Annotated in this window: 20 protein-coding genes; 13 read left to right on the top strand and 7 right to left on the bottom strand. The window is 56.8% G+C overall.

Features of this window, described 5'->3' with window-relative positions:
• Positions 1-135 precede the first annotated feature (135 nt).
• Positions 136-1,914: a colicin-like pore-forming protein gene (locus tag QMZ29_RS17120; RefSeq protein ID WP_261426741.1), complete on the top strand. Its 1,779-nt coding sequence runs from the start codon at positions 136-138 to the stop codon at positions 1,912-1,914.
• A 12-nt stretch (positions 1,915-1,926) separates the two neighbouring features.
• Here QMZ29_RS17120 and QMZ29_RS25845 read toward each other — a convergent pair whose 3' ends face one another.
• From QMZ29_RS25845 to rpiB, 5 genes are all read right to left on the bottom strand, one after another.
• Complete coding sequence (locus tag QMZ29_RS25845; protein WP_173888410.1) at positions 1,927-2,265, bottom strand: colicin E1 family microcin immunity protein; 339 nt, start codon at positions 2,263-2,265, stop codon at positions 1,927-1,929.
• Between the two features lie 695 nt (positions 2,266-2,960).
• Positions 2,961-3,119, bottom strand: a complete 159-nt coding sequence (locus tag QMZ29_RS17110; protein ID WP_254599043.1) for a transposase domain-containing protein — start codon at positions 3,117-3,119, stop codon at positions 2,961-2,963.
• Between the two features lie 124 nt (positions 3,120-3,243).
• Entirely contained in the window at positions 3,244-5,238 is a 1,995-nt protein-coding gene (gene tkt / locus QMZ29_RS17105) for a transketolase (RefSeq protein WP_049296211.1), read from the bottom strand.
• A gap of 18 nt (positions 5,239-5,256) precedes the next feature.
• Complete coding sequence (gene tal, locus QMZ29_RS17100; RefSeq protein ID WP_016926754.1) at positions 5,257-6,207, bottom strand: transaldolase; 951 nt, start codon at positions 6,205-6,207, stop codon at positions 5,257-5,259.
• A gap of 193 nt (positions 6,208-6,400) precedes the next feature.
• Positions 6,401-6,859, bottom strand: a complete 459-nt coding sequence (gene rpiB / locus QMZ29_RS17095; protein ID WP_025303812.1) for a ribose 5-phosphate isomerase B — start codon at positions 6,857-6,859, stop codon at positions 6,401-6,403.
• 318 nt (positions 6,860-7,177) lie between these two features.
• Here rpiB and QMZ29_RS17090 point away from each other — a divergent pair, with 318 nt between their 5' ends.
• The 6 genes from QMZ29_RS17090 (at position 7,178) to QMZ29_RS17065 (ending at position 13,180) form a co-directional block, all read left to right on the top strand.
• Positions 7,178-8,290 carry an MDR/zinc-dependent alcohol dehydrogenase-like family protein gene (locus tag QMZ29_RS17090; RefSeq protein WP_049209353.1) on the top strand — a complete coding sequence of 371 codons (1,113 nt, stop codon included), beginning with the start codon at positions 7,178-7,180 and terminating at the stop codon, positions 8,288-8,290.
• A 66-nt stretch (positions 8,291-8,356) separates the two neighbouring features.
• Positions 8,357-9,625: an MFS transporter gene (locus tag QMZ29_RS17085; protein ID WP_025303810.1), complete on the top strand. Its 1,269-nt coding sequence runs from the start codon at positions 8,357-8,359 to the stop codon at positions 9,623-9,625.
• A gap of 35 nt (positions 9,626-9,660) precedes the next feature.
• A complete protein-coding gene (locus QMZ29_RS17080) occupies positions 9,661-10,431 on the top strand; it encodes an SDR family oxidoreductase (RefSeq protein ID WP_025303809.1) in 771 nt (256 codons plus the stop codon).
• A 29-nt stretch (positions 10,432-10,460) separates the two neighbouring features.
• On the top strand, positions 10,461-11,462 hold the full coding sequence (locus QMZ29_RS17075) for a dihydroxyacetone kinase subunit DhaK (protein ID WP_261426041.1): 1,002 nt from the start codon (positions 10,461-10,463) through the stop codon (positions 11,460-11,462).
• 3 nt (positions 11,463-11,465) lie between these two features.
• Positions 11,466-12,122 (top strand): dihydroxyacetone kinase subunit DhaL, encoded by a 657-nt coding sequence (dhaL, locus tag QMZ29_RS17070; protein WP_261426042.1) that lies wholly within the window; start codon positions 11,466-11,468, stop codon positions 12,120-12,122.
• Positions 12,123-12,217: 95 nt separating this feature from the next.
• On the top strand, positions 12,218-13,180 hold the full coding sequence (locus QMZ29_RS17065; protein WP_025303807.1) for a sugar-binding transcriptional regulator: 963 nt from the start codon (positions 12,218-12,220) through the stop codon (positions 13,178-13,180).
• A gap of 66 nt (positions 13,181-13,246) precedes the next feature.
• Here the strand turns inward: QMZ29_RS17065 and cbp21 are convergent, their stop codons facing one another.
• The gene (gene cbp21, locus QMZ29_RS17060; protein WP_004936574.1) at positions 13,247-13,840 is read right to left on the bottom strand and encodes a chitin-binding protein/chitosanase CBP21; all 594 of its coding nucleotides are present in this window, start codon (positions 13,838-13,840) and stop codon (positions 13,247-13,249) included.
• 404 nt (positions 13,841-14,244) lie between these two features.
• On the opposite strand from cbp21, the gene QMZ29_RS17055 reads away from it, so the two are divergent.
• On the top strand, positions 14,245-15,186 hold the full coding sequence (locus QMZ29_RS17055) for a LysR family transcriptional regulator (protein WP_025303805.1): 942 nt from the start codon (positions 14,245-14,247) through the stop codon (positions 15,184-15,186).
• 85 nt (positions 15,187-15,271) lie between these two features.
• On the opposite strand, the gene chiB is transcribed toward QMZ29_RS17055, so the two are convergent.
• The gene (chiB, locus tag QMZ29_RS17050; RefSeq protein ID WP_197770148.1) at positions 15,272-16,771 is read right to left on the bottom strand and encodes a chitinase ChiB; all 1,500 of its coding nucleotides are present in this window, start codon (positions 16,769-16,771) and stop codon (positions 15,272-15,274) included.
• 292 nt (positions 16,772-17,063) lie between these two features.
• On the opposite strand from chiB, the gene QMZ29_RS17045 reads away from it, so the two are divergent.
• From QMZ29_RS17045 to maeB, 5 genes are all read left to right on the top strand, one after another.
• On the top strand, positions 17,064-17,390 hold the full coding sequence (locus QMZ29_RS17045) for a phage holin, lambda family (protein WP_033643982.1): 327 nt from the start codon (positions 17,064-17,066) through the stop codon (positions 17,388-17,390).
• 10 nt (positions 17,391-17,400) lie between these two features.
• On the top strand, positions 17,401-17,781 hold the full coding sequence (gene chiX / locus QMZ29_RS17040) for an L-Ala D-Glu endopeptidase ChiX (RefSeq protein WP_462362594.1): 381 nt from the start codon (positions 17,401-17,403) through the stop codon (positions 17,779-17,781).
• The gene (locus tag QMZ29_RS17035; RefSeq protein ID WP_230490600.1) at positions 17,778-18,158 is read left to right on the top strand and encodes a DUF2570 family protein; all 381 of its coding nucleotides are present in this window, start codon (positions 17,778-17,780) and stop codon (positions 18,156-18,158) included. The genes chiX and QMZ29_RS17035 overlap by 4 nt, the downstream gene beginning before the upstream one ends.
• Positions 18,139-18,312: an Rz1-like lysis system protein LysC gene (gene lysC / locus QMZ29_RS17030; RefSeq protein WP_180547555.1), complete on the top strand. Its 174-nt coding sequence runs from the start codon at positions 18,139-18,141 to the stop codon at positions 18,310-18,312. Before QMZ29_RS17035 ends, lysC begins: the two co-directional genes overlap by 20 nt.
• Positions 18,313-18,524: 212 nt before the next feature.
• A complete protein-coding gene (gene maeB, locus QMZ29_RS17025; RefSeq protein ID WP_282980803.1) occupies positions 18,525-20,804 on the top strand; it encodes an NADP-dependent oxaloacetate-decarboxylating malate dehydrogenase in 2,280 nt (759 codons plus the stop codon).
• Positions 20,805-20,829: the final 25 nt, after the last annotated feature.

Genomic DNA, 20,829 nt, shown 5'->3' with positions numbered 1-20,829 from the left:
GTGTGTGATGCCTCACACAAATGAGAGTGATAATCATTATCTTGACTGGCAAACAGGGACACCATAAAGTACGCCATAGCTGTATGCATATACAGCTATTTTGATTTCAACTATCATTTAAAGGGGAACTGTACTGTGGCTCGATATGAAGATACAACTCAATATGAACGCGATGTAATGACTTCAATGGGGTACTATTGGAATGGGCATGGATGGCAGCGAGGTTTTGATCTCTCAGATGGCAACATGGTTGTTGAAGGATGGGTTGGTGACGGTTTGCCTGATAGACAGAAGGAATTGAGTAATATTACCCATATTTGGGATCAAAAAATTTCCGATATTAATAAACCGATAAGTGCTTTTGATCCTGAAGATGATGATGTCACGCCATTCAGTAATGAAGCCAAAAATAGTTTTCGTGAAGATTCAGATAAAGCCATCGATTTTGCTGCTAAAAAAGAAAATGACCTTGATAACCAAATCAAGGAAATGCAAAAGGATATTGATGCATTAAGCAAGAAAGCCGAAAATAATCAACAGACTGAATTCGAAAAAGCAAACCTCAATGCTATTATTAGTAAGTTAAAGGTAAGTAAAGAACGTCTCACTGTTCTGAGAAATGAAGCTAATAAAAGAAAAATGCAGCAAGAATATTTAAAACTGAATAATGAAGATTGGTTCTTCTCCAGAGAAAAACCCACATCCTGGGTTAGGGAACAACAATCATTAAATAGAAATGAAATGGGTAAAAAACAGGAAGAAGTGAAGAAAATCCAATCAGAAATTGACACGGCCAAACAAAATGTTGAACGTTTGGAAAATGAGCAGCGTGAAAAGGAAAGTGAGGTAAATAGACTTAAATATTTAGACTTGTCTACCGAAGTCGGTTTAAATCATGCTGAGAGTGAAGCTCATCAAAACGAAAGTAACGCACAACAAGCGATTAATGATGCGCAAAATCGTATTAATCAGGCCAACAACGATAGGGTAACAGCGGAGAGTGTAGCACGAGATAACGAAAACAAAGCGGCACAAGCTGAAGCAAAGAGAAAAAAGCATCAAGATCTTCTTGATGAATTCGTAAAATGGAACACAGAAGTTGATTATGGTAAAGAAGCATGGTGGAAAGAATTTAATGGCGCAAGTGACCTGATCTCCAGTTTGGAAAATGAAAGAAATACAGCAACAAATGCGATGAATGCGGCAAGAGACTCAGCAAATCAGGCTGCCAGCCGCCTTGAACAGGCCGAGCGAGATAAGATCAATGCGGAGAATGCGCTTAACAATGCGCGGAAAACGCTTGCAGATGTTCAGGCTAAAAAAGAGGCTAATGCGAAGGCTAAAAAAGATGCCGAAGCTAAAGCCGAAGAGGATCGGGTTAAGGATGCATTAAAAGCCACCGCTGATTTCTATAAAGAGACAACGGAAAAATTTGGTGAACAATCTGCCAAGGTAGCCAAAGAACTGGCTGATGCCGCAAAGGGCAAAACCATCAAAAACGCGGATGAAGCATTAAAAGCATTTGAGAAGTACAAGGATGTGTTGAATAAAAAATTCAGTGTTAAAGATCGAGAAGCTATCTCTCATGCGCTAGAGTCGCTTAAACGTGATGAAATGGCGAGGAATTTCGCCAAGTTCAGCAAAGCATTTAAATATATTGGAAATACAATCGATGTATATGATACAGCCATGGAATTAAAAAAGGCTGTAGAAACAGATAACTGGCGGCCATTTTTTGTTAAATTGGAATCCTTAGCCGCTGGACGTGCCGCCACTGCCATTACTGCATTTGCATATAGTATTATTCTTGGCACACCATTAGGTATCTTCGGTTTTGCCATCATGATGACACTGGTCAGTGTCTTCGTTGATGAAAAATTTGTGGAGAAGATAAATAGTGCACTTAAAATCTGAATAAACAAACACCTAGCCAATTCGGGCTAGGTGTTTTGCTAATTTATATGCTGAAAATCCCAGAACCATTGGAATTGCGAACACGAAACAAAATATAAAGAGTATGGCCTGTAAACTTCCACCTGTGGCACTTGTAAAAAAATCTTTTTCCCAAAATTCCTTCCTGGCAAATAATAAACCAATTTTCGTCATTATTTTATTAGAAAATGGATACAATAATCCACTTGTGATGGAGAAAATTAACATGCATGTTAATTTTTGGTTTTCTTGGTTGATTTGCCAATCTAAATAAACGAGCAATATGGGGATTACACCCCAAACCATTTTTTTTAGGTAATATCCCCAAGTCATTGTTACCTTGCTCCAACTGTAATACAAGTGATTATCATTATCGTTTTATAGCGCAAAGAAGTAAAGTTTACCGCAACACTCCAGACTCTTCGGTAAAACGCCCATTCTACCGAAACGCGCGAAAACTGACCGCACGGGGCGTTAGCGGCCACGCCCCTGTGCCTGGTACGGCGCTTTTGCTACCCTGTCGCGGACCGGGGCGGGATCCCCCTCCCCCACGGGAAAAAAAGCCACCGGCATACCGGTGGCCATAGGTTAGTGCTTCAGCAAAAAACGGTGATAGCCGGCTGCTGCATTCGGTGACATGGGAATAGAATCCTGGTCGGCGTAGGTCAGGTGGATCACCTCACCTTCCTCAATCTCAGCCGCTATTCGTCCACCGTCGACATGCTCACCGCGGTCGTAGCGATCGTAGCCGCGGCGTTCTCCGGGGAGTCTGGAGCACGAAACAGCGTTCCGTCGACGCTCAACATATGTAATCCATGAAACGCCTCCTTACCCAGTGCTGCAGGCAACCATGCTTCATTACAGGCATGAAAAAGATACCGGAGGGAAGCTTCCCCTAGGCGCTGACGCGCCGCCGTAAGGACACTGGGGGCTGGGCCTGGTAGCCGTCATCGGGTAAGAACAATGTCGAGATGGTGGCAAACATCTTTAATGGACAAATCGCGCAGCACGCCCATCATCAGAATGAGTCAGACAGCCTGCTCAGCGGGAAGGCGACGTCGGCGGATACTGGCCTTGTTGCATGCGGTAAGGGCCTGATGTATCCAGGCAGGATCGAGCGAACGAGAAAAGGCATCAAGCTCAGAAGGGCAAACATCAACAACGAAATCCATATCGTGTTCAGACATAAAAAATCCGGAATCAGAGGGCTGAATCCGGATTGTCTCTTACTGAGTGGATCGTTCAAGTGTTCTTAAACGATCGGCATTAGGTCACGATGACCGGCTTTTTTATCGGCTTGCGCCCGGCCGCTTACTTCAGCAGCGCCTGCGCCTTGGCCACCACGTTGTCCACGGTGAAGCCGAACTCGGCGAACAGCTGCTCCGCCGGCGCCGACTCACCGAAGGTGGTCATGCCCACGATGGCGCCGTTCAGGCCCACGTACTTGTACCAGTAGTCCGCGATACCCGCTTCCACCGCCACGCGCGCCGTTACCGCCGCCGGCAGCACCGACTCGCGGTACGCCGCATCCTGCTTGTCGAACGCGTCGGTCGACGGCATCGACACCACGCGCACCTTGCGGCCCGCTGCGGTCAGCGTGTCCGCCGCTTCCACCGTGATACCCACTTCGGAGCCGGTGGCAATCAGGATGACGTCCGGCGTGCCCGCGCAGTCTTTCAGCACGTAGCCGCCGCGGTACACGTTCGCCAGCTGCTCTGCGGTGCGCGGCTGCTGGGTCAGGTTCTGGCGCGAGAACACCAGGGTGGTCGGGCCGTCGTTGCGCTCGATACCGTACTGCCACGCCACCGCCGATTCCACCTGGTCACACGGGCGCCAGGTGCTCATGTTCGGGGTCACGCGCAGGCTCGCCAGCTGCTCCACCGGCTGGTGGGTCGGGCCGTCTTCGCCCAGACCGATGGAGTCGTGGGTGTAGACGAACACGTTGCGCAGCTTCATCAGTGCCGCCATGCGCACCGCGTTGCGGGCGTATTCCACGAACATCAGGAAGGTCGCCGAGTACGGCAGGAAGCCGCCGTGCAGCGCGATGCCGTTGGTGATGGCGGTCATGCCGAACTCGCGCACGCCGTAATGAATGTAGTTGCCCGCCGGGTCAACGTTCAGCGCTTTCGAGCCGGACCACATGGTCAGGTTGCTCGGCGCCAGGTCGGCAGAGCCGCCCAGGAACTCCGGCAGCACCTTGCCGAACGCTTCCAGCGCGTTCTGCGACGCCTTGCGGCTGGCGATGTTGGCCGGGTTGGCCTGCAGTTTTTCCACGAACGCTTTGGCGTCGGCTTTCCAGTCGGCCGGCAGCTCGCCGTTCATGCGGCGCTTGAACTCGGCAGCCAGTTCCGGGAAGGCCTTGGCGTAGGCGGCGAACTTGTCGTTCCAGGCCGCTTCTTTGGCCTGACCGGCTTCTTTGGCGTCCCACTGGGCGTAGATGTCCTGCGGGATTTCAAAGGCGGCGTATTTCCAGCCCAGCGCTTCGCGGGTGGCGGCCACTTCGGCGGCGCCCAGCGCGGCACCGTGCACGTCATGGGTGCCGGCCTTGTTCGGCGAACCGAAGCCGATAACGGTCTTGCACATCAGCAGCGACGGCTTGTCGGTCACCTTGCGGGCTTCTTCAATCGCGGCCTTGATGGCGTCCGGGTTGTGGCCGTCAACGTTGCGCACCACGTGCCAGCCGTAGGCTTCGAAACGCAGGGCGGTGTCGTCGGTGAACCAGCCGTCGACGTGGCCGTCGATGGAGATGCCGTTGTCATCGTAGAAGGCGGTCAGCTTGCCGAGCTTGAGGGTGCCGGCCAGGGAGCAGACTTCGTGCGAGATACCTTCCATCATGCAGCCGTCGCCCATGAAGGCGTAGGTGTGGTGGTCGACGATGTCGTGGCCAGGGCGGTTGAACTGCGCCGCCAGGGTGCGTTCGGCGATGGCGAAGCCAACGGCGTTGGCGATACCCTGGCCCAGCGGACCGGTGGTGGTCTCAACGCCTGGGGTGTAGCCGTACTCCGGGTGCCCCGGGGTTTTGGAATGCAGCTGACGGAAGTTCTCCAGCTCGCGCATCGGCAGGTCGTAGCCGGTGAGGTGCAGGAGGCTGTAAATCAACATGGAGCCGTGGCCGTTGGAGAGCACGAAACGGTCGCGGTCAGCCCAGTGCGGGTTAGTCGGGTTGTGGTTGAGGTAGTCACGCCACAGGACTTCGGCGATGTCCGCCATGCCCATAGGGGCCCCCGGGTGGCCGGAATTTGCTTTTTGTACGGCGTCCATGCTGAGTGCGCGGATGGCGTTGGCAAGCTCTTTACGAGAAGACATAACGAAACTCCAGTGCGGTTACAGTTGAGCGGCCAACATGTCTTCCAGCTTCTGCTGGTCGACGGCGAACAGGCGGATGCCTTCGGCGAGTTTTTCTACCGCCATGGCGTCCTGATTGTGCAGCCAGCGGAATTCCGCTTCGGCCAGCGGAGCGGGTTGGTGGAAGCCCTCGGTCGACGGGGTCAGCTTGCGCTCGACCGGCTGTTCGCTGTTTTTCAGCTGCTCCAGCAGGTTCGGCGCGATGGTCAGGCGATCGCAGCCGGCCAGCGCCAGGATCTGCTCAACTTTGCGGAAGCTGGCGCCCATGATCACCGTCTGGTAACGATGACGCTTGTAGTATTCATAGATGGTGCGCACCGATTTCACGCCCGGATCCTGATCGGCGTCATAGTCGGCGGCAGGCTGTTTGGCCTGGTACCAGTCATAGATGCGGCCGACGAACGGCGAGATCAGATACACGCCGGCTTCGGCGCAGGCGCGGGCCTGTGCGAAGGAGAACAGCAGCGTCAGGTTGGTGTTGATGCCTTCTTTTTCCAGCTCTTCGGCGGCTTTGATGCCTTCCCAGGTGGAGGCCAGCTTGATCAGGATGCGCGATTTGTCGATGCCCTGTTCCTGATACATGCCGATCAGTTTGCGCGCTTTGGCGACGCACATGCCGCGGTCGAACGACAGGCGGGCGTCCACTTCGGTGGAGATGCGGCCCGGCACGCTTTTGAGGATCTCGACGCCGATGTTGACCGCCAGTTTATCGCTGGCGTTGATCAGCTGGGTTTCCTTGCTGCCGCCCTGGCGGCGGGCATACTCCAGCGCTTCGGTGATCAGCGCTTTGTACTGCGGCAGCGCGGCGGCTTTCAGGATCAGCGAAGGGTTGGTGGTGGCGTCCTGGGGTTCGAACTGGCGGATGGATTCGATATCGCCGCTGTCGGCGACCACCGTGGTCAGCTGCTTGAGTGCGTCTAATTGATTCATTGATAAGCTCCTTGACCAAGCTCAACGTAGGGAAATGAGAACCTTTTTCATCATAGGGGGAACACACTGCATCATCGGGTCGAGAATGAAAATGCGCTTTTTCTGATTGTTGCGATGGATAATAACAATGAATGCCGAGTAAACCCAGGCGGAGCGCGGCTTATGCACGACCGCCATCGAGACTGCAGGCGATTTAACGCCGTCCGACCGCGTTTTCGTAATAGCCGATCCGCTCGACTTTCGGCGCCGATCCTCCCCCTTCAAACTCCGATTCCAGCCAGGCATCGACGATGGTTTTCGCCAGTTCGGCGCCGATGACCCGCGCGCCCAGCGTGATGATCTGCGCATCATTGCTTTTGCGCGCCCGTTGGGCGGAGTAGGTATCGTGACATTGCGCCGCGCGAATGCCGGGCACTTTATTGGCCACGATGCTCATACCGATGCCGGTGCCGCACAGCAGGATGCCCCGCCGATGTTTTTCCTCCCGTATCGCCTGTGCGACGCGATAGGCGATATCGGGATAGATCCCCGTTTCTGCGGTGCGATCCGTCGTGTAGTCAATGACGGGAATGTCCCGTTGTTGCAGGTGGGCGACGATCAGATCCTTCAGTTCAATGGCGGCATCGTCGGCGCCGATGGCGATAGGCAGCATAGCGGTCTCCTGATTGGTAACGAAAAGGGCGGCGATCCTCGGTGGCGCCACGTTCATTACCGTATCTCTGTTTAATCAAATGTTCAATATGTGTTCTTTTGTTTTTTCGTCGTGTTTTCTGTTTGCGCCTGTAAAAGGTGACTTTCGTCACTAAAAAAGAGGTTTTAATCGTTATTCATCCTCATGTAGACGGGTTTTTGAGCGATATCACACTTTGATAAGTTCACTGTGGGCAAATTGAACGCGTGGCGTTAGTGTTCATTTGTTCTTTGTGTGTGTTAATGATCAAAATAAGTTCCCCTACCAGAGGAGAGTGCTATGTGTCAGACCTGCATGACAGAGGCGAAAATGGCGGCCGCTATCCCCGAGATCATGAAGGCGGTTGTGGCGTACGCCCCGAAAGATTACCGCCTGGAACAGGTGCCGGTACCGAAGATTGGCCCGAAAGAGATCCTGGTGAAGATCGAGGCCTGCGGCATCTGCGCCGGCGATGTTAAAGCGTTCGAAGGGGCGCCCAGCTTCTGGGGCGATGAAAAACAACCGGCATACATCAAGGCGCCGATGATCCCCGGCCATGAATTTATCGGCCACGTGGTGGGATACGGCGAAGGCGTCGAGGGCTTCAATCTCGGCGATCGCGTGATATCAGAACAAATCGTTCCCTGCTGGCAATGCCGCTTCTGCAACCGCGGTCAGTATTGGATGTGCGAAAAGCATGACCTGTACGGTTTCCAGAAAAACGTCAATGGCGGCATGGCCGAGTACATGAAGTTCACCAAAGAGGCGATTAACTATCACGTGCCGGCCGACTTGCCGATCGAAAAAGCCATTCTGATCGAACCCTATGCTTGCTCCTTCCATGCGGTGCAACGCGCCAATATCAAACTGGGCGATGTCGTGGTGCTGGCCGGCGCCGGCACCCTGGGGCTGGGCATGATCGGGGCGATCAAAAAGTCCGGGCCCTCGAAGCTGGTGGTGCTGGATCTGTCCGACGAGCGTCTGGCGCTGGCGAAGCGCTTCGGCGCGGATGTGACGCTGAACCCGACCCGTGACGACGTGCCCGCGGCGGTTAAAGCGATGACCGACGGCTACGGCTGCGACATCTACATAGAGGCGACCGGCGCCCAAAAGTCCGTGGAACAGGGCCTGACGTTGATCCGCAAACTCGGCACCTTCGTCGAATTTTCCGTGTTCAAGGATCCGGTGACCGTCGACTGGAGCATCATCAGCGACCGCAAGGAGCTGGACGTGCTCGGTTCGCACCTCGGCCCTTACTGCTACCCGCTGGTGATCGAAGGCATCGCCAATGGCGATCTGCCGACCGAAGGCGTGGTGACGCATACGCTGCCGCTGGAACAGTTCGCCGAGGGCTTCGAGCTGATGAAGCGCGGCATCGGTTCAATCAAAGTGGTGCTTAATCCAAACCTCTGAAACCTGCATCGTTCTTCGGGTGCGGGCGAGCCTGCGCCTCCATAATCACATGTGCTGGGGTGTTCTATGTTGCATGGACTGATTCATCGCATTGGTCTGTCACCGAAACTGCTGCTGGGCTATGCCGGCGTGTTGGTGTTCATGATGGGCGAAGGGCTGGAACAAGGATGGCTGTCGCCTTATTTGATTGGCAAAGGGCTGAGCATTCAGGAATCGGCGCTGCTGTTCAGCGTTTATGGCTTTGCGGCCGCGATCGCCGCCTGGTTTTCCGGCGTGCTGGCGGAAATCTTTACCGCCCGGCGGGTGATGTTGGCCGGCCTGCTGCTGTTCTTGTTCGGTTCGGTGTGCTTTTTGACGTTTGGCCTGCCGAGCAACAACCTGGCGATCATGGTGCCGACCTATGCGCTGCGCGGCTTGGGCTATCCGCTATTTGCCTACGGTTTTCTGGTGTGGGTGGCGTATGAGGCGCCGCCGGAAAGGCTGGGGTCGGCGGTGGGGATTTTCTGGTTCGTCTACAGCGGCGGGCTCAGCGTGCTGGGCGTGCTGTATTCCAGCATCATGCTGCCTTATCTCGGCGAGATCCACACGCTGTGGAGCGCGCTGATTTTCGTCGTGCTGGGCGCGGTGATTGCGCTGATGCTCAATCGCGACGACGGCGCGGCACAGAGCGGCAACCGGGAAAAAGCGTCGCTGGGTTACGTCTTGAAAGGCATCACCATCGCGTTTGAAAACCCGAAGATCGGCCTGGGCGGCATCGTGCGCACCATTAATACCTCTGCGGCTTACGGCTTCGTCGTATTCATGCCCATGTACATGATGGATATGGGGTTCACCCGCACGCATTGGCTGCAGATGTACGCCGCGCTGTGGACGGTCAACATCATTTTCAACCTGATTTTCGGCGTGATCAGCGACGGTCTCGGCTGGCGCAATGTGGTGATGTGGTTCGGCTGCGTCGGCTGCGCCTTGACCACGCTGATGTTCTACTACGTGCCGCAATTCTTTGGCGCCAACTACCTGCTGACCGTTTGTGCCGCCGGTTTGTTCGGCGCCTGCCTGGCGGCGTTCGTGCCGCTGTCGGCCATCATGCCGTCGCTGGCGCCGGACAATAAGGGCGCGGCGATGTCGATTCTCAATCTGGGCGCCGGCCTGAGCACCTTTGTCGGCCCGGCGGTGGTGGGGCTGTTTATCGGCAGTCTCGGCACCGTTGGCGTGATCTGGATCTTTACCGGCTTGTACCTGTTCAGCGGCGTGCTGATGAAATTTGTCACGCTGCCGAAGGAAAGCGCGACGGCGTCGGAAGAACGCGGCGCGAGTTTGGCGAAAATATCCTGACCGAGGGTGAAGTTCACAGTTTTAAGGGGAAATATATGATTAATCATCAAACTACGGCGCCGCGCGAGCTCTCGCTGCAGGGCAAGGTGGCGCTGATTACCGGCGGCGCTGCGGGGATCGGCCTCGCTATCGCCGAACGCTATCTGCAAAACGGCGCGTGCGTGGCGCTGCTCGATCGGGCGCCACAGGTTGCGGAAGTGGCGCGACAGCTGGACGCCGAGGCGGCGTTGGGCGTCGTGGCCGACGTCACCGATGCCGCGTCGGTGGAGCGGGCGGTGGCGCAGATTGAGGCGCATTTCGGGCGGCTGGACGTGCTGGTCAACAGCGCCGGCATCGTCGCGCTGCATCCTGCTGAGGAACTGCCGGAAACGGCGTGGGATGCAACCCTGGCGGTCAATCTGAAAGGCGTGTTTCTTACCTGCCAGGCGGTAGGGCGCCGTTTCATTAGTCAGCGCGGCGGCAGCATCATCAATCTCGCCTCGCAGGCGGGGGTGGTGGCATTGCCGAATCACCTGGCCTATTGCGCCAGCAAAGCGGGCGTGATCGGGTTGACTCAGGTGCTGGCGCTGGAGTGGGGGCCGCACAACGTGCGGGTCAACGCCATTTCACCCACCGTCGTTTTGACGGAGCTGGGCCGTAAGGCCTGGTCTGGCGAGGTGGCTGAGCAGATGAAGCAGAAAATCCCGCTGCGGCGCTTTGCTGAGCCGCAAGATATCGCCGCCAGCGCCCTGTTTTTGGCCGGCGACGCGGCGGCGATGATCACCGGCGCCAACCTGGTGGTCGACGGCGGTTACACCATTCAATAATTTCTTATTCAGGCGACAGAGAGGCCGCGATGAACAGAATCATTAACGATCCCGATCACGTAGTGGAAGACGCCATTCAGGGCTATAGGCTGGCCCACCCAGACTATTACGCCGCCACCGACAATGCGCGGGTGTTGAAATATCCGCCGGCGCCGATCGCCGGCAAAGTCGGCATCGTCACCGGCGGCGGTTCCGGCCATGAGCCGGCGTTCCTGGGCTATGTCGGCAAAAACATGCTGGATGCCGTCGCGATTGGCGAGATTTTTTCATCCCCTACGGCGGGGGCTTTTCTCGACGCTTTCAAGGCGGCGGACAGCGGTGCGGGCGTCGCTTGCCTGTACGGCAACTACGCCGGCGACAACATGAACGTCAAGATGGCGATCAAGAAGGCCACGGCGGCCGGCATACGGGTGAAAACCGTGGTGGCCAACGATGACGTCGCCTCGGCGCCAGCCAGTGAGATCGATAAACGGCGCGGCGTGGCCGGCGAAATTCTGATGTGGAAGGTCGGCGCGGCGGCGGCGGCCAAGGGATACGATCTGGACGGCGTGATCGGCGCGGCGCAAAAAGCCATCGACCGGTGTCGTTCGATCGGCGTCGGCCTCAGTTCCTGCACCATTCCCGCGGTCGGCAAACCCAATTTTCATATCGAAGACGGCAAGATGGAGATCGGCATTGGCCATCACGGCGAACCGGGCATTGAGGTGTCGCCGATCCAGTCGGCGTCGGCGATGGCCGGCACCATGCTCGATTTCGTGCTCAACGACATGTCGCTGGAACAGGGGCAGGAGGTGGCGTTGCTGATCTCCGGGCTTGGCGCCACGCCGGTGATGGAGCTGTATATCTATTATGCCGAAATAGAGCGCCGATTGACGGCGAAAGGCGTGCGGGTGCATCGGCGCTACGTCGGCAATTACTTCACGTCGCTGGAAATGATGGGCGTGACGCTGACGCTGATGACGCTGGATGACGAACTGAAAACGCTGCTGGACATGCCGGCGCAATCTTTAGGCTTAACCCAGGTGGAGTGAATCATGACGGAACAAATTTCAACCCGGTACGGCAGTGAGATCGTTACGGGGCTGATAGACACCATTGTCAGCAACCGCGAATACCTGAGCGAAATAGACGGCGCCATCGGCGACGGTGACCACGGCATTAACATGTCGAAGGGATTCGCGATGTGCGGCGATGCCATTCGCGGCCGCACGCTCACGCTGGCGCAGGCGTTCGATGCGGTTTCCGATGCGCTGATGGAGGGCATCGGCGGTTCGATGGGGCCGTTGTACGGCAGCCTGTTCATGGGCATGGCGGAGAGCGTGCGCGAGCGCAGCGTGCTGGATAAGCAGGCATTTTTGGCGATGTTGCACGGCGGATTGCGCGAACTGCAGGACATCAGCAGCGCGGGCGTGGGGGACAAGTGTCTGATGGATACGCTGATACCGGCGGTAGCGGCGTTTGAGCAGGCGGCGGGGCGCGGTGACGACTTCGCCGCTGCGCTGGAACAGATGAGGAGCGCCGCGGCGCGCGGGCGCGATTCCACGCGCGAGCTGGTGGCGAAAATCGGCCGCGCCAGCCGTCTGGGCGAGCGTTCGCGCGGCGTATTGGATGCCGGCGCGGTATCTTGCTGTCTGCTCTTGACCCGATTGGCGGACGAGGTGAAGCAACGACTGAATACCGTTGCCGCCTGATCGCGTTATACTAGCGGGCATTCAGCATTGTCGGAGGGGCGTGTATCGTCCCTCCGCCATGATTAACCGGCCTGCCGTGGGGAAACGTCTAACGGATGGAAAAACAAACTGTGTCCCAGGATAACGAACTGCTGACCGAAATCGCCGTTGCTTATTATCAGGATGAGATCACGCAGGAAGAGATCGCCAAAAAATTCGGCATTTCACGGATCAAAGTCGGTCGTTTGCTCAAGCGCGCCAAGGAAGAAGGCATCGTCGAGATCAACGTGCGTTATCACCCGGTATTCAGCACCCGGCTGGAACAGCAGATGATGGAACGTTTTCCCATCAGCCGCGCGCTGATCGCGCTCGACCATCAGGACGAAGAGGAACAGCGTCGGCAAGTGGCGGCGCTGGTGTCCAACTATCTGGCGATGTCGCTGAAAGACGATATGGTGTTGGCGGTTGGCCAGGGACGCAACGTGGCGGCGATTGCCGATCACGTCGGCAACGTGACGGAGCGCAACTGCAAGTTCATCTGCGGCATCGGCGGTACTCACCGTCCGGGCGATGCGATCAATGCCGACCATATCAGCCGGCGCTTGGCGAAGAAGTTCGGCGGCAGCAGCGAGACGCTTTACGCGCCGGCCTACGTCGAAAATCGCGCGCTGAAAGACGCCTTCATGCAGAACGGCACGATTAAGGAAACCCTGGATCGCGCGCGTAAGGCCGATGTGGCGTTAGTCGGCATTGGCGACATGAATGAAAACAGCTATATGGTGAAATTGGGATGGTTCACGCCGCACGAGATTATCGACGCCAGCCTTAATCAGGGCGTGATCGGCGACATCGCCGGCTATGACTTTTTCAATGCCCAGGGGCAGCATGTCGACACGGTAATGAATGACAGAGTGATCGGGCTAAGCATCGATGAGCTGCGCAAAATCCCTTGTGTGATCGCCATTGCTTCCGAGAATACCAAGGCGTTGGCGATTTTGGGCGCTTTGCGTACCGGTGCCATCGACATTATCGCCACCAGCGCGCTCAATGTGCGCACTATCCTCAACATGTCGCAATAGCGGCACCTGCAAAAATAAAGGGTTCAGCGCCAGGCTGAACCCTCAACGATCTCCTCATTTGACCGATTATTTGCTCAGGTTGACGTCGATCGCCTGATAGAAGGCGTTGGCGGTGTCGGCTATGTCCCACACGGCAAGGATCACGTGCGAACCGCTGCGATCTGCCGGTATGTTGCACTGGTGGGTGACCTGCGCGGCAGGGATGGCACCGCCGTCGTTGAACTGGCAGAACGGCGTCAGGTCAAAGGAAGCGCGGGTCAGCGGCTGCGAAGCGTCCCAGTTCGGCTTGGTGATGAAATAGCGCCAGCTGGTGGTGCTGTGACGCGCGGTCAGCTTCCAGGTAAAGGAGTTCGGGCCGGTTTTCAGGTTGAGCTTGTTCCAGCGCGTCGGCGTTTGCTGATCCAGTTCGAAGAAGGTGGACTTGTCGGCGCTGGCGATGTGGCCGTCAGCCGGACCGGCCTGCGGGAAGCCTTTCAGGCCTTCGACGCTCTGCGGTTCGTACTGCACGCTGCCGCACTGCGTGTTGAGCTGCAGTTTGCACTGGTAGGCGCGGCTGGCTGGCGACTCGACATAACCGTGAGCATTCGCCTGTTGCGAAACGCCGAACATGGCCGCGCTCAGCAGGCCCAGAGAGAGCAGGGTACGGGAAGTTTTGTTCATAAGTCACTCCTGACTGAAATAATGTTGTAAGTTGAGCGTATTTCACCGACAAAATGAGAGAGTAATAACGCAATTGGAAATAACCCTTCTTGTCGGCTTGTTTTATTTTTATCATTCTGGTCATGCGATAGAGCGGAATGTTTTAACGGCTATTAACGAAAATTATTATGATGACGATCTTTGATCGTTAGGCTGAATTTATTTAACTGTCGCTGTGTAAAAGTAGGGCGCTATGATGAATTTTATATCAGGTCGTGATGAATAGTATTTAAGATAGCGCTCTCATTTATGAAGTATATTGCTTGTTGCTATGAGTACCCTTGTTCGATTTGATCGATTTTTGTGCGCCACCACCTTGGGAATTTAGTGTCATTTTTCTTATTTTATTTTAAAGAGGAATTTGTATGACTAGATTATCCCTGGACGCGATTAAAATAATCAGCACCATCAAGAGCACCGGATCTTTCTCTATGGCGGCGGAGGCACTGCATAAAACGCCTTCGGCGATTTCTTATCGGGTTTCCAATATTGAAAGCAAACTCTGCGTGAAACTTTTTCATCGCAATGGCCCCATGATTACCCTGACGGATGAAGGGGAGTTTCTCCTGCAGGAGGGCAGCTGGATATTAAATGCGGTGCAGGATCTGGAAAGCCGGGTGCGCAACATCCCCAAGCTGGACAATAATATCCGCTTGGCGGTAGACACCTTCTTCCCGTTGGAAACCCTGACGCAGGATATCCGCGACTATATTCAGCATTGCCCGAACGCCAGTATCTCGGTGCAGCGGGAAGCGTTGAACGGTACCTGGGATGCGCTGAAGAACAACCGGGCGGATCTGATCATCGCCATCGGCCAAATTCCCGACAGCGTACAGGCCAAAACCCTGATGCTCGGCAAGCTCAACTTTGTGCTATGCGTGTCGCCTTCGCACCCGTTCGCGGCGCAGAGAAAACCGGTGTGCAAGAAACAGCGGTTGAACGACATCGTGGTGGTGATCGCCGACAGCAGCCACGAGCTGCCCAAGCGCAATCACGGCACGCTGCCCTTGCAGCGTCAGTTGGTGGTATGCGACGTGGAAAGCAACCTGGCGCTGCTCAAACGCGGCATCGGCCACGCTTTTCTGCCGCCTGCTTTGATCGAAAAGGAATTGGCCAGCGGCGAACTGGTGACGGTGCCGGTGGAAATGCAAAAGGGCGACGAAATGATTTGGCTGGCGTGGCACCCGGCCAGCAAGGGCGCCGGGTTTAACTGGTGGCATGAGCGGCTGACGCGCAAAAGCGATGTCTACAGCCTGATGGGCCGCGAAGTGGTACGGGATGGCGGCTATCCGTGGTGCCACAACTGATGGAATAGAGACGAAGGGACGCGAAAATCAAACGGTTAACTCAATGAAAACCCCGCAGCATTCGGCTACGGGGTTTTTTTACGGCTTACGCCACGCGGCCCACCTTCAGCCAGGCGCTGTCTGAGCCCGGCGCCGAGGTGATGTAACCCCACTTGGTCTGCCAGACGTAACCCTGATAGGACACCAGTGCACCCTGCGCGTAAGTGGTGCCCGGCACGTAGGCCGGCGCGGTCATGATCGGCAGGTTGCCGGGGCCGACGCCGGTGTAGCGCAGCCCGGTGCCCATATCCAGCTGGCTGTCGTCGTAGTCCGCGGCGTTGAAATAGCGATCCAGTGCGGCCAGCAGATCGCCATTGCGGTTGTCTTGCCCCAGATGCCAGAACATCACGCCGCCCAACTGCTGCTGCTTGATGTATTTCGCTTTGTATTTGAAGCTCTCGGCATCGTCATAGGTGACGAACAGCCCTTTCTGCGCATGATATAGGTAAGGGGTTTTGGTCTTGTCGTTCCACAGCCGCTGATAGCCGTAGTTGCCCAGCAGCATCTGCTCCAGCTGGCGATAGGAAGCGATACGCGGATCCTTGTCGCGTACGCACTCTTCGCAACCCACCAGCCAGTAATCGGTATTCGGATACGGATCTTCACCCGGCGTGCTGTGGCTGCTGTACTGGCCGCCGTTGCTGCCGCTGACGCCCTTGAAGGCGCGGCCGTAGAAGGGGACGCCCATCACGATTTTGGCGCTCGGCACGCCTTCCATCATCAGGTGTTGCTGCACCGCAGCGTCGACCGTCAGGCTGAACGGGCTGGGGAAGGCGCGGGTCAGCTCTTCCCAGCTCCAGCCCAGATTGGCTTCGCGCAGCGCGTTGTAGAAGGTCGGCCCGGCCGCGTCGCCGAACAGCGCCGCCTGGTGGTTGGTTACCTTCTCCCAAGGGCCGGCCAGATCGTAGGTCATCAGGTTAATGTAATCGAGCGGCGCGACGATCTGCGCCAGCTTGCTGTAATAGCGCGACAGGAAGAAAGCGCCGCCGGCGCCGGCGATGGTCAATTGATACGGCAGCACCTGGCGGCCGTCGGTGACGGTTTGCTGGTTCAGCAGGGTGCGGATCTCCTGCAGCGCGGCGATGAAACCGTCTACTTCCGCCGCCTGCGGATACTCCCAGTCGATGTCCACGCCGTCGAAGCCGTAATCCTTCATGATGCGCACGCAGGATTGGGCAAACTTGGTGCGCGACGCCGGGGTCTTCACCGCGTTGACGTAGTTGGCGTGCGACACACCCAAATCGTTGGAGTAGTACCAGCCGCCGATGGAGAACATGATGCGCAGGCTGGGGTTGTGCGCTTTGAGCGCGGTCAGACGATTGACCACATCGCGCGCCTTGGCGTCGTTGGTGGCCGGATCCCAGGCGCATTCCAGATTGCTGTTGATATCCAGGAACGAGAAGTTGATGTGCGTCAGCTGTTTGGCTTTGGCCGGCGTGATGTTGGAAACCGGGAACGGCACGACAGACGTATCGGTCTCGGTGTAATTATTGATTTGGTTGGTCGGAATAAAATAATACCCAATAACCGCTTTACGTGTGGACATGGCATTTCTCCAGAGTGGATGTTTTTCGATGGGGAAATATTTCCCGTTGCCATTAATGTTTATTTTTCGTGAAAACGAAAGTCGAAATAAATCACGATAACAGTGAATTTTTATTCACTGCCGCATAAATTGGCGCTGATGAGTTGTGTCAGCGCTCAACATGAATGAATTCGACCATAGGGCCTGTATTTATTCATTTGCTTTGTAATAGCATCCTTAACTAGATTCTGATTATCCGATGTCCCACCGGCCGTGATTGGCATTTAATTAAAAATAAAAAAGGAGATGAGCTATGTCCAGCATAGAGCCTGACGCTGTTGGCTTAATAGTCCAGCGAGTATGTGAATATCTTCAGCCGGTATTGAACGCCATTTTGGCCGGCGTGATGGCGCTATTGCACGGTGCCTATCGCAACGTGGGTATTCGGCGCCGTTTATTGAATGCGGCGATGTGTGCGTTATTGGCCTGGACGGTGCGCGATGCGCTGGCGTTGATGGGCCTGGAATTAAATTGGGCGAATTTGGCCAGCGTACTGATTGGTTTTATGGGGGCGGATTACATCAACGCCTTAATTAAAAAATTCATCGGCAAAAAGACGGGGTTTAAAAATGTTAAATGACATCGAAGAGATTCGCTTTACCGCCCGCAGCGAAGATAACCTGCGCGGCGTGCACCCGGATCTGGTGCGCGTGATTCGTCTGGCGCTGCGTTATTCGCTGGTGCCGTTTTCCGTCAGCGAGGGGCTGCGCAGCATGGCGCGCCAGCGGGAAATGGTGCGCGCCGGCAGCAGCCAAACGCTGCGCAGCCGCCACCTGACCGGCCACGCGGTGGACGTGGTGGCGATGCCGGCGGGCGTGGTCTCCTGGGAGTGGGATTACTACGCGCAGATCGCGGTGGCGGTGCGGCGCGCGGCGCGTGAATGCGGCATCAACGTCGAATGGGGCGGCGAATGGAAAACCCTCAAGGATGGCCCGCACTTCCAACTGCCGTTCCGGGACTACCCGGCATGAGCGGTTGGCTGCAAAAACTGATGCAGGGCGGCTTGCTGCTGTTGTTGCTGGCGGCAATCTGCCTGGGTGGCTATAGCTCGCTGCTGTCGCACCAGTTGGCGTCTGCGCGGCAACAGGCGGCAGAGCTGCAGAAAAGCCTGGCGCAGCAGGCGGGGCTGATCGCCACCCTGCAGACTCAGGATGCGCAAAACCGTGCGCTGATGGCGGCGCAGCAGCGGCAGGAACAGCAGCTGCGCCAACAACACGAGGCTTATCAGAGGAAATACCGTGAAGCGATTAAAAACGATCCCTGCGCTGCTCAGCCTCTGCCTGGCGCTGTGCTTGAGCTCCTGCGCCCGGCCGCCGCCGCCGCAGGCCGTGCCGCTGTTGCCCCCTGAGTCGGTGTTTGCGCCTTGTGAGCAACCGCAGCTGCAAGGGGAGACCTGGGGCGATGCGGTAAGCTATACCCTGGCGTTACAAACCTCGTTACACATTTGCGCCGGTCAGGTAGAGACGCTCAACGCCTGGCGCGCCACGTTGCCGCCATACTGATGGCGGCGCTTCTCCGACTCGTCTTGCGATCCTTTTTTTACTTTTAAAACGGTCTTTCGGCCAAGGTTATGGTCCGCTTCAAAGTTTGTGATGTTTCTCTCACTATACTTCAAGGCTGTGCCCTGTCATTGTACTTGGGCGCCATGGCCCACGGCAGGGCGCAGCCTCAAAGCCTTACCTCAACATAAAAGCAAAAAACAAAGGAATCCATAATGGACGAACAGCTCAAACAGAGTGCCCTTGATTTCCATCAGTTTCCTGTCCCAGGGAAGATCCAGGTTTCCCCTACCAAACCGTTGGCGACCCAGCGCGATCTGGCGTTGGCCTATTCGCCGGGCGTCGCCGCGCCTTGCCTCGAGATCGCCGAAGATCCGCTGGCGGCCTACAAATACACCGCGCGCGGCAACCTGGTGGCGGTGATTTCCAACGGCACGGCGGTACTGGGTCTGGGCAATATCGGCGCGTTGGCCGGTAAGCCGGTGATGGAAGGCAAGGGCGTTTTGTTCAAGAAGTTTTCCGGTATCGACGTGTTTGATATCGAAGTGGATGAGCATAACCCTGACAAATTAATCGACATTATCGCCGCGCTGGAACCGACCTTCGGCGGCATCAACCTGGAAGATATCAAGGCGCCGGAGTGTTTCTACATCGAACAGAAACTGCGTGAGCGCATGAAGATCCCGGTGTTCCACGACGACCAGCACGGCACGGCGATCATCACCACTGCGGCGGTGCTCAACGGCCTGCGCGTGGTGAAGAAGAACATCTCCGACGTACGGCTGGTGGTGTCCGGCGCCGGTGCGGCCTCTATCGCCTGTCTGAACCTGCTGGTGGCGCTGGGGCTGCGTCAACAGAACATCACCGTCTGCGATTCCAAAGGCGTCATCTATAAAGGCCGCGACCCCAACATGGAGCAGACCAAAGCCGCCTATGCCATCGAGGATAACGGTCAGCGCACGCTGGGCGACGCCATCCCGAACGCCGACATCTTCCTCGGCTGCTCCGGCCCGGGCGTCCTGACGCAGGATATGGTGAAAACCATGGCGCGCGATCCGCTGATCATGGCGCTGGCCAACCCGGAACCGGAAATTCTGCCGCCGCTGGCCAAAGCGGTGCGCCCGGACGCCATCATCTGTACCGGCCGTTCCGACTACCCGAACCAGGTGAACAACGTCCTGTGCTTCCCGTTCATTTTCCGCGGCGCGCTGGACGTGGGCGCCACCACCATCAACGAAGAGATGAAACTGGCCTGCGTGCATGCCATCGCCGATCTGGCGCTGGCGGAGCAGAGCGACGTGGTGGCTTCCGCCTATGATGACCAGGATCTCTCCTTCGGCCCGGAATACATCATTCCGAAACCGTTCGATCCGCGCCTGATCGTCAAGATCGCGCCGGCGGTGGCCAAGGCGGCGATGGATTCCGGCGTGGCGACGCGCCCGATCGAAGACTTCGACGCCTACGTCGAGAAGCTGGCGGAGTTCGTCTACAAAACCAACCTGTTCATGAAGCCGATCTTCTCGCAGGCGCGCAAAGAGGTGAAGCGGGTGGTGCTGGCGGAAGGCGAGGAAGAGCGCGTGCTGCACGCCACGCAAGAGCTGGTGTCGCAGGGGCTGGCTTTCCCGATCCTGGTCGGCCGCCCGAGCGTGATCGAGATGCGCCTGAAAAAGCTGGGTCTGCAGCTGACGCCGGGTAAAGATTTCGAAGTGGTGAACAACGAGTCGGACCCGCGCTTCAACGAATACTGGGGCGAGTACTACCAGATCATGAAACGCCGCGGCGTTTCGCAGGAACAGGCGCGCCGCGCGGTGATCGGCAACCCGACGCTGATCGCCGCCATCATGCTGCACCGCGGCGAAGCGGATGCGATGATCTGCGGCACCATCGGCAGCTACCACGAGCATTACGACGTGGTGAAGAACGTGTTCGGCTTCCGTGAAGGCGCGCACGTCGCCGGCGCGATGAACGCGCTGCTGCTGCCGAGCGGCAACACTTTCATCGCCGACACCTACGTCAACGACGATCCAACGCCGGAACAGCTGGCGGAGATCACCCTGATGGCGGCGGAAACCGTGCGCCGCTTCGGCATCGAACCTAAGGTGGCGCTGCTGTCTCACTCCAGCTTCGGTTCGTCTGATTGCCCGGCGGCGCGCAAGATGCGTAAAACGTTGGAGCTGGTGAATGAGCTGGCGCCGGAGCTGGAGATCGACGGCGAAATGCACGGCGACGCCGCGCTGGTGGAAAGCATCCGTCACGATTTGATGCCGGACAGCCCGCTGAAAGGCTCAGCCAACCTGCTGATCATGCCGAACATGGAAGCGGCGCGCATCAGCTACAACCTGCTGCGCGTCTCCTGCTCGGAAGGGGTGACCGTCGGGCCGGTGCTGATGGGGGTCGCCAAGCCGGTGCACATCCTGACGCCGATCGCCTCGGTGCGCCGCATCGTCAACATGGTGGCGCTGGCGGTAGTGGAAGCCCAGACCGAACCACTGTAAGCCCGGGTTGAGTAACTGGCCCCCT

Origin of the sequence: Serratia sp. PF-27 (assembly GCF_030053255.1) — a bacterium.
GTDB classification, from domain to species: domain Bacteria; phylum Pseudomonadota; class Gammaproteobacteria; order Enterobacterales; family Enterobacteriaceae; genus Serratia; species Serratia bockelmannii.
Note: the sequence above shows the minus strand (reverse complement) of the source record. Positions and strands in the feature narration are given on the sequence as shown.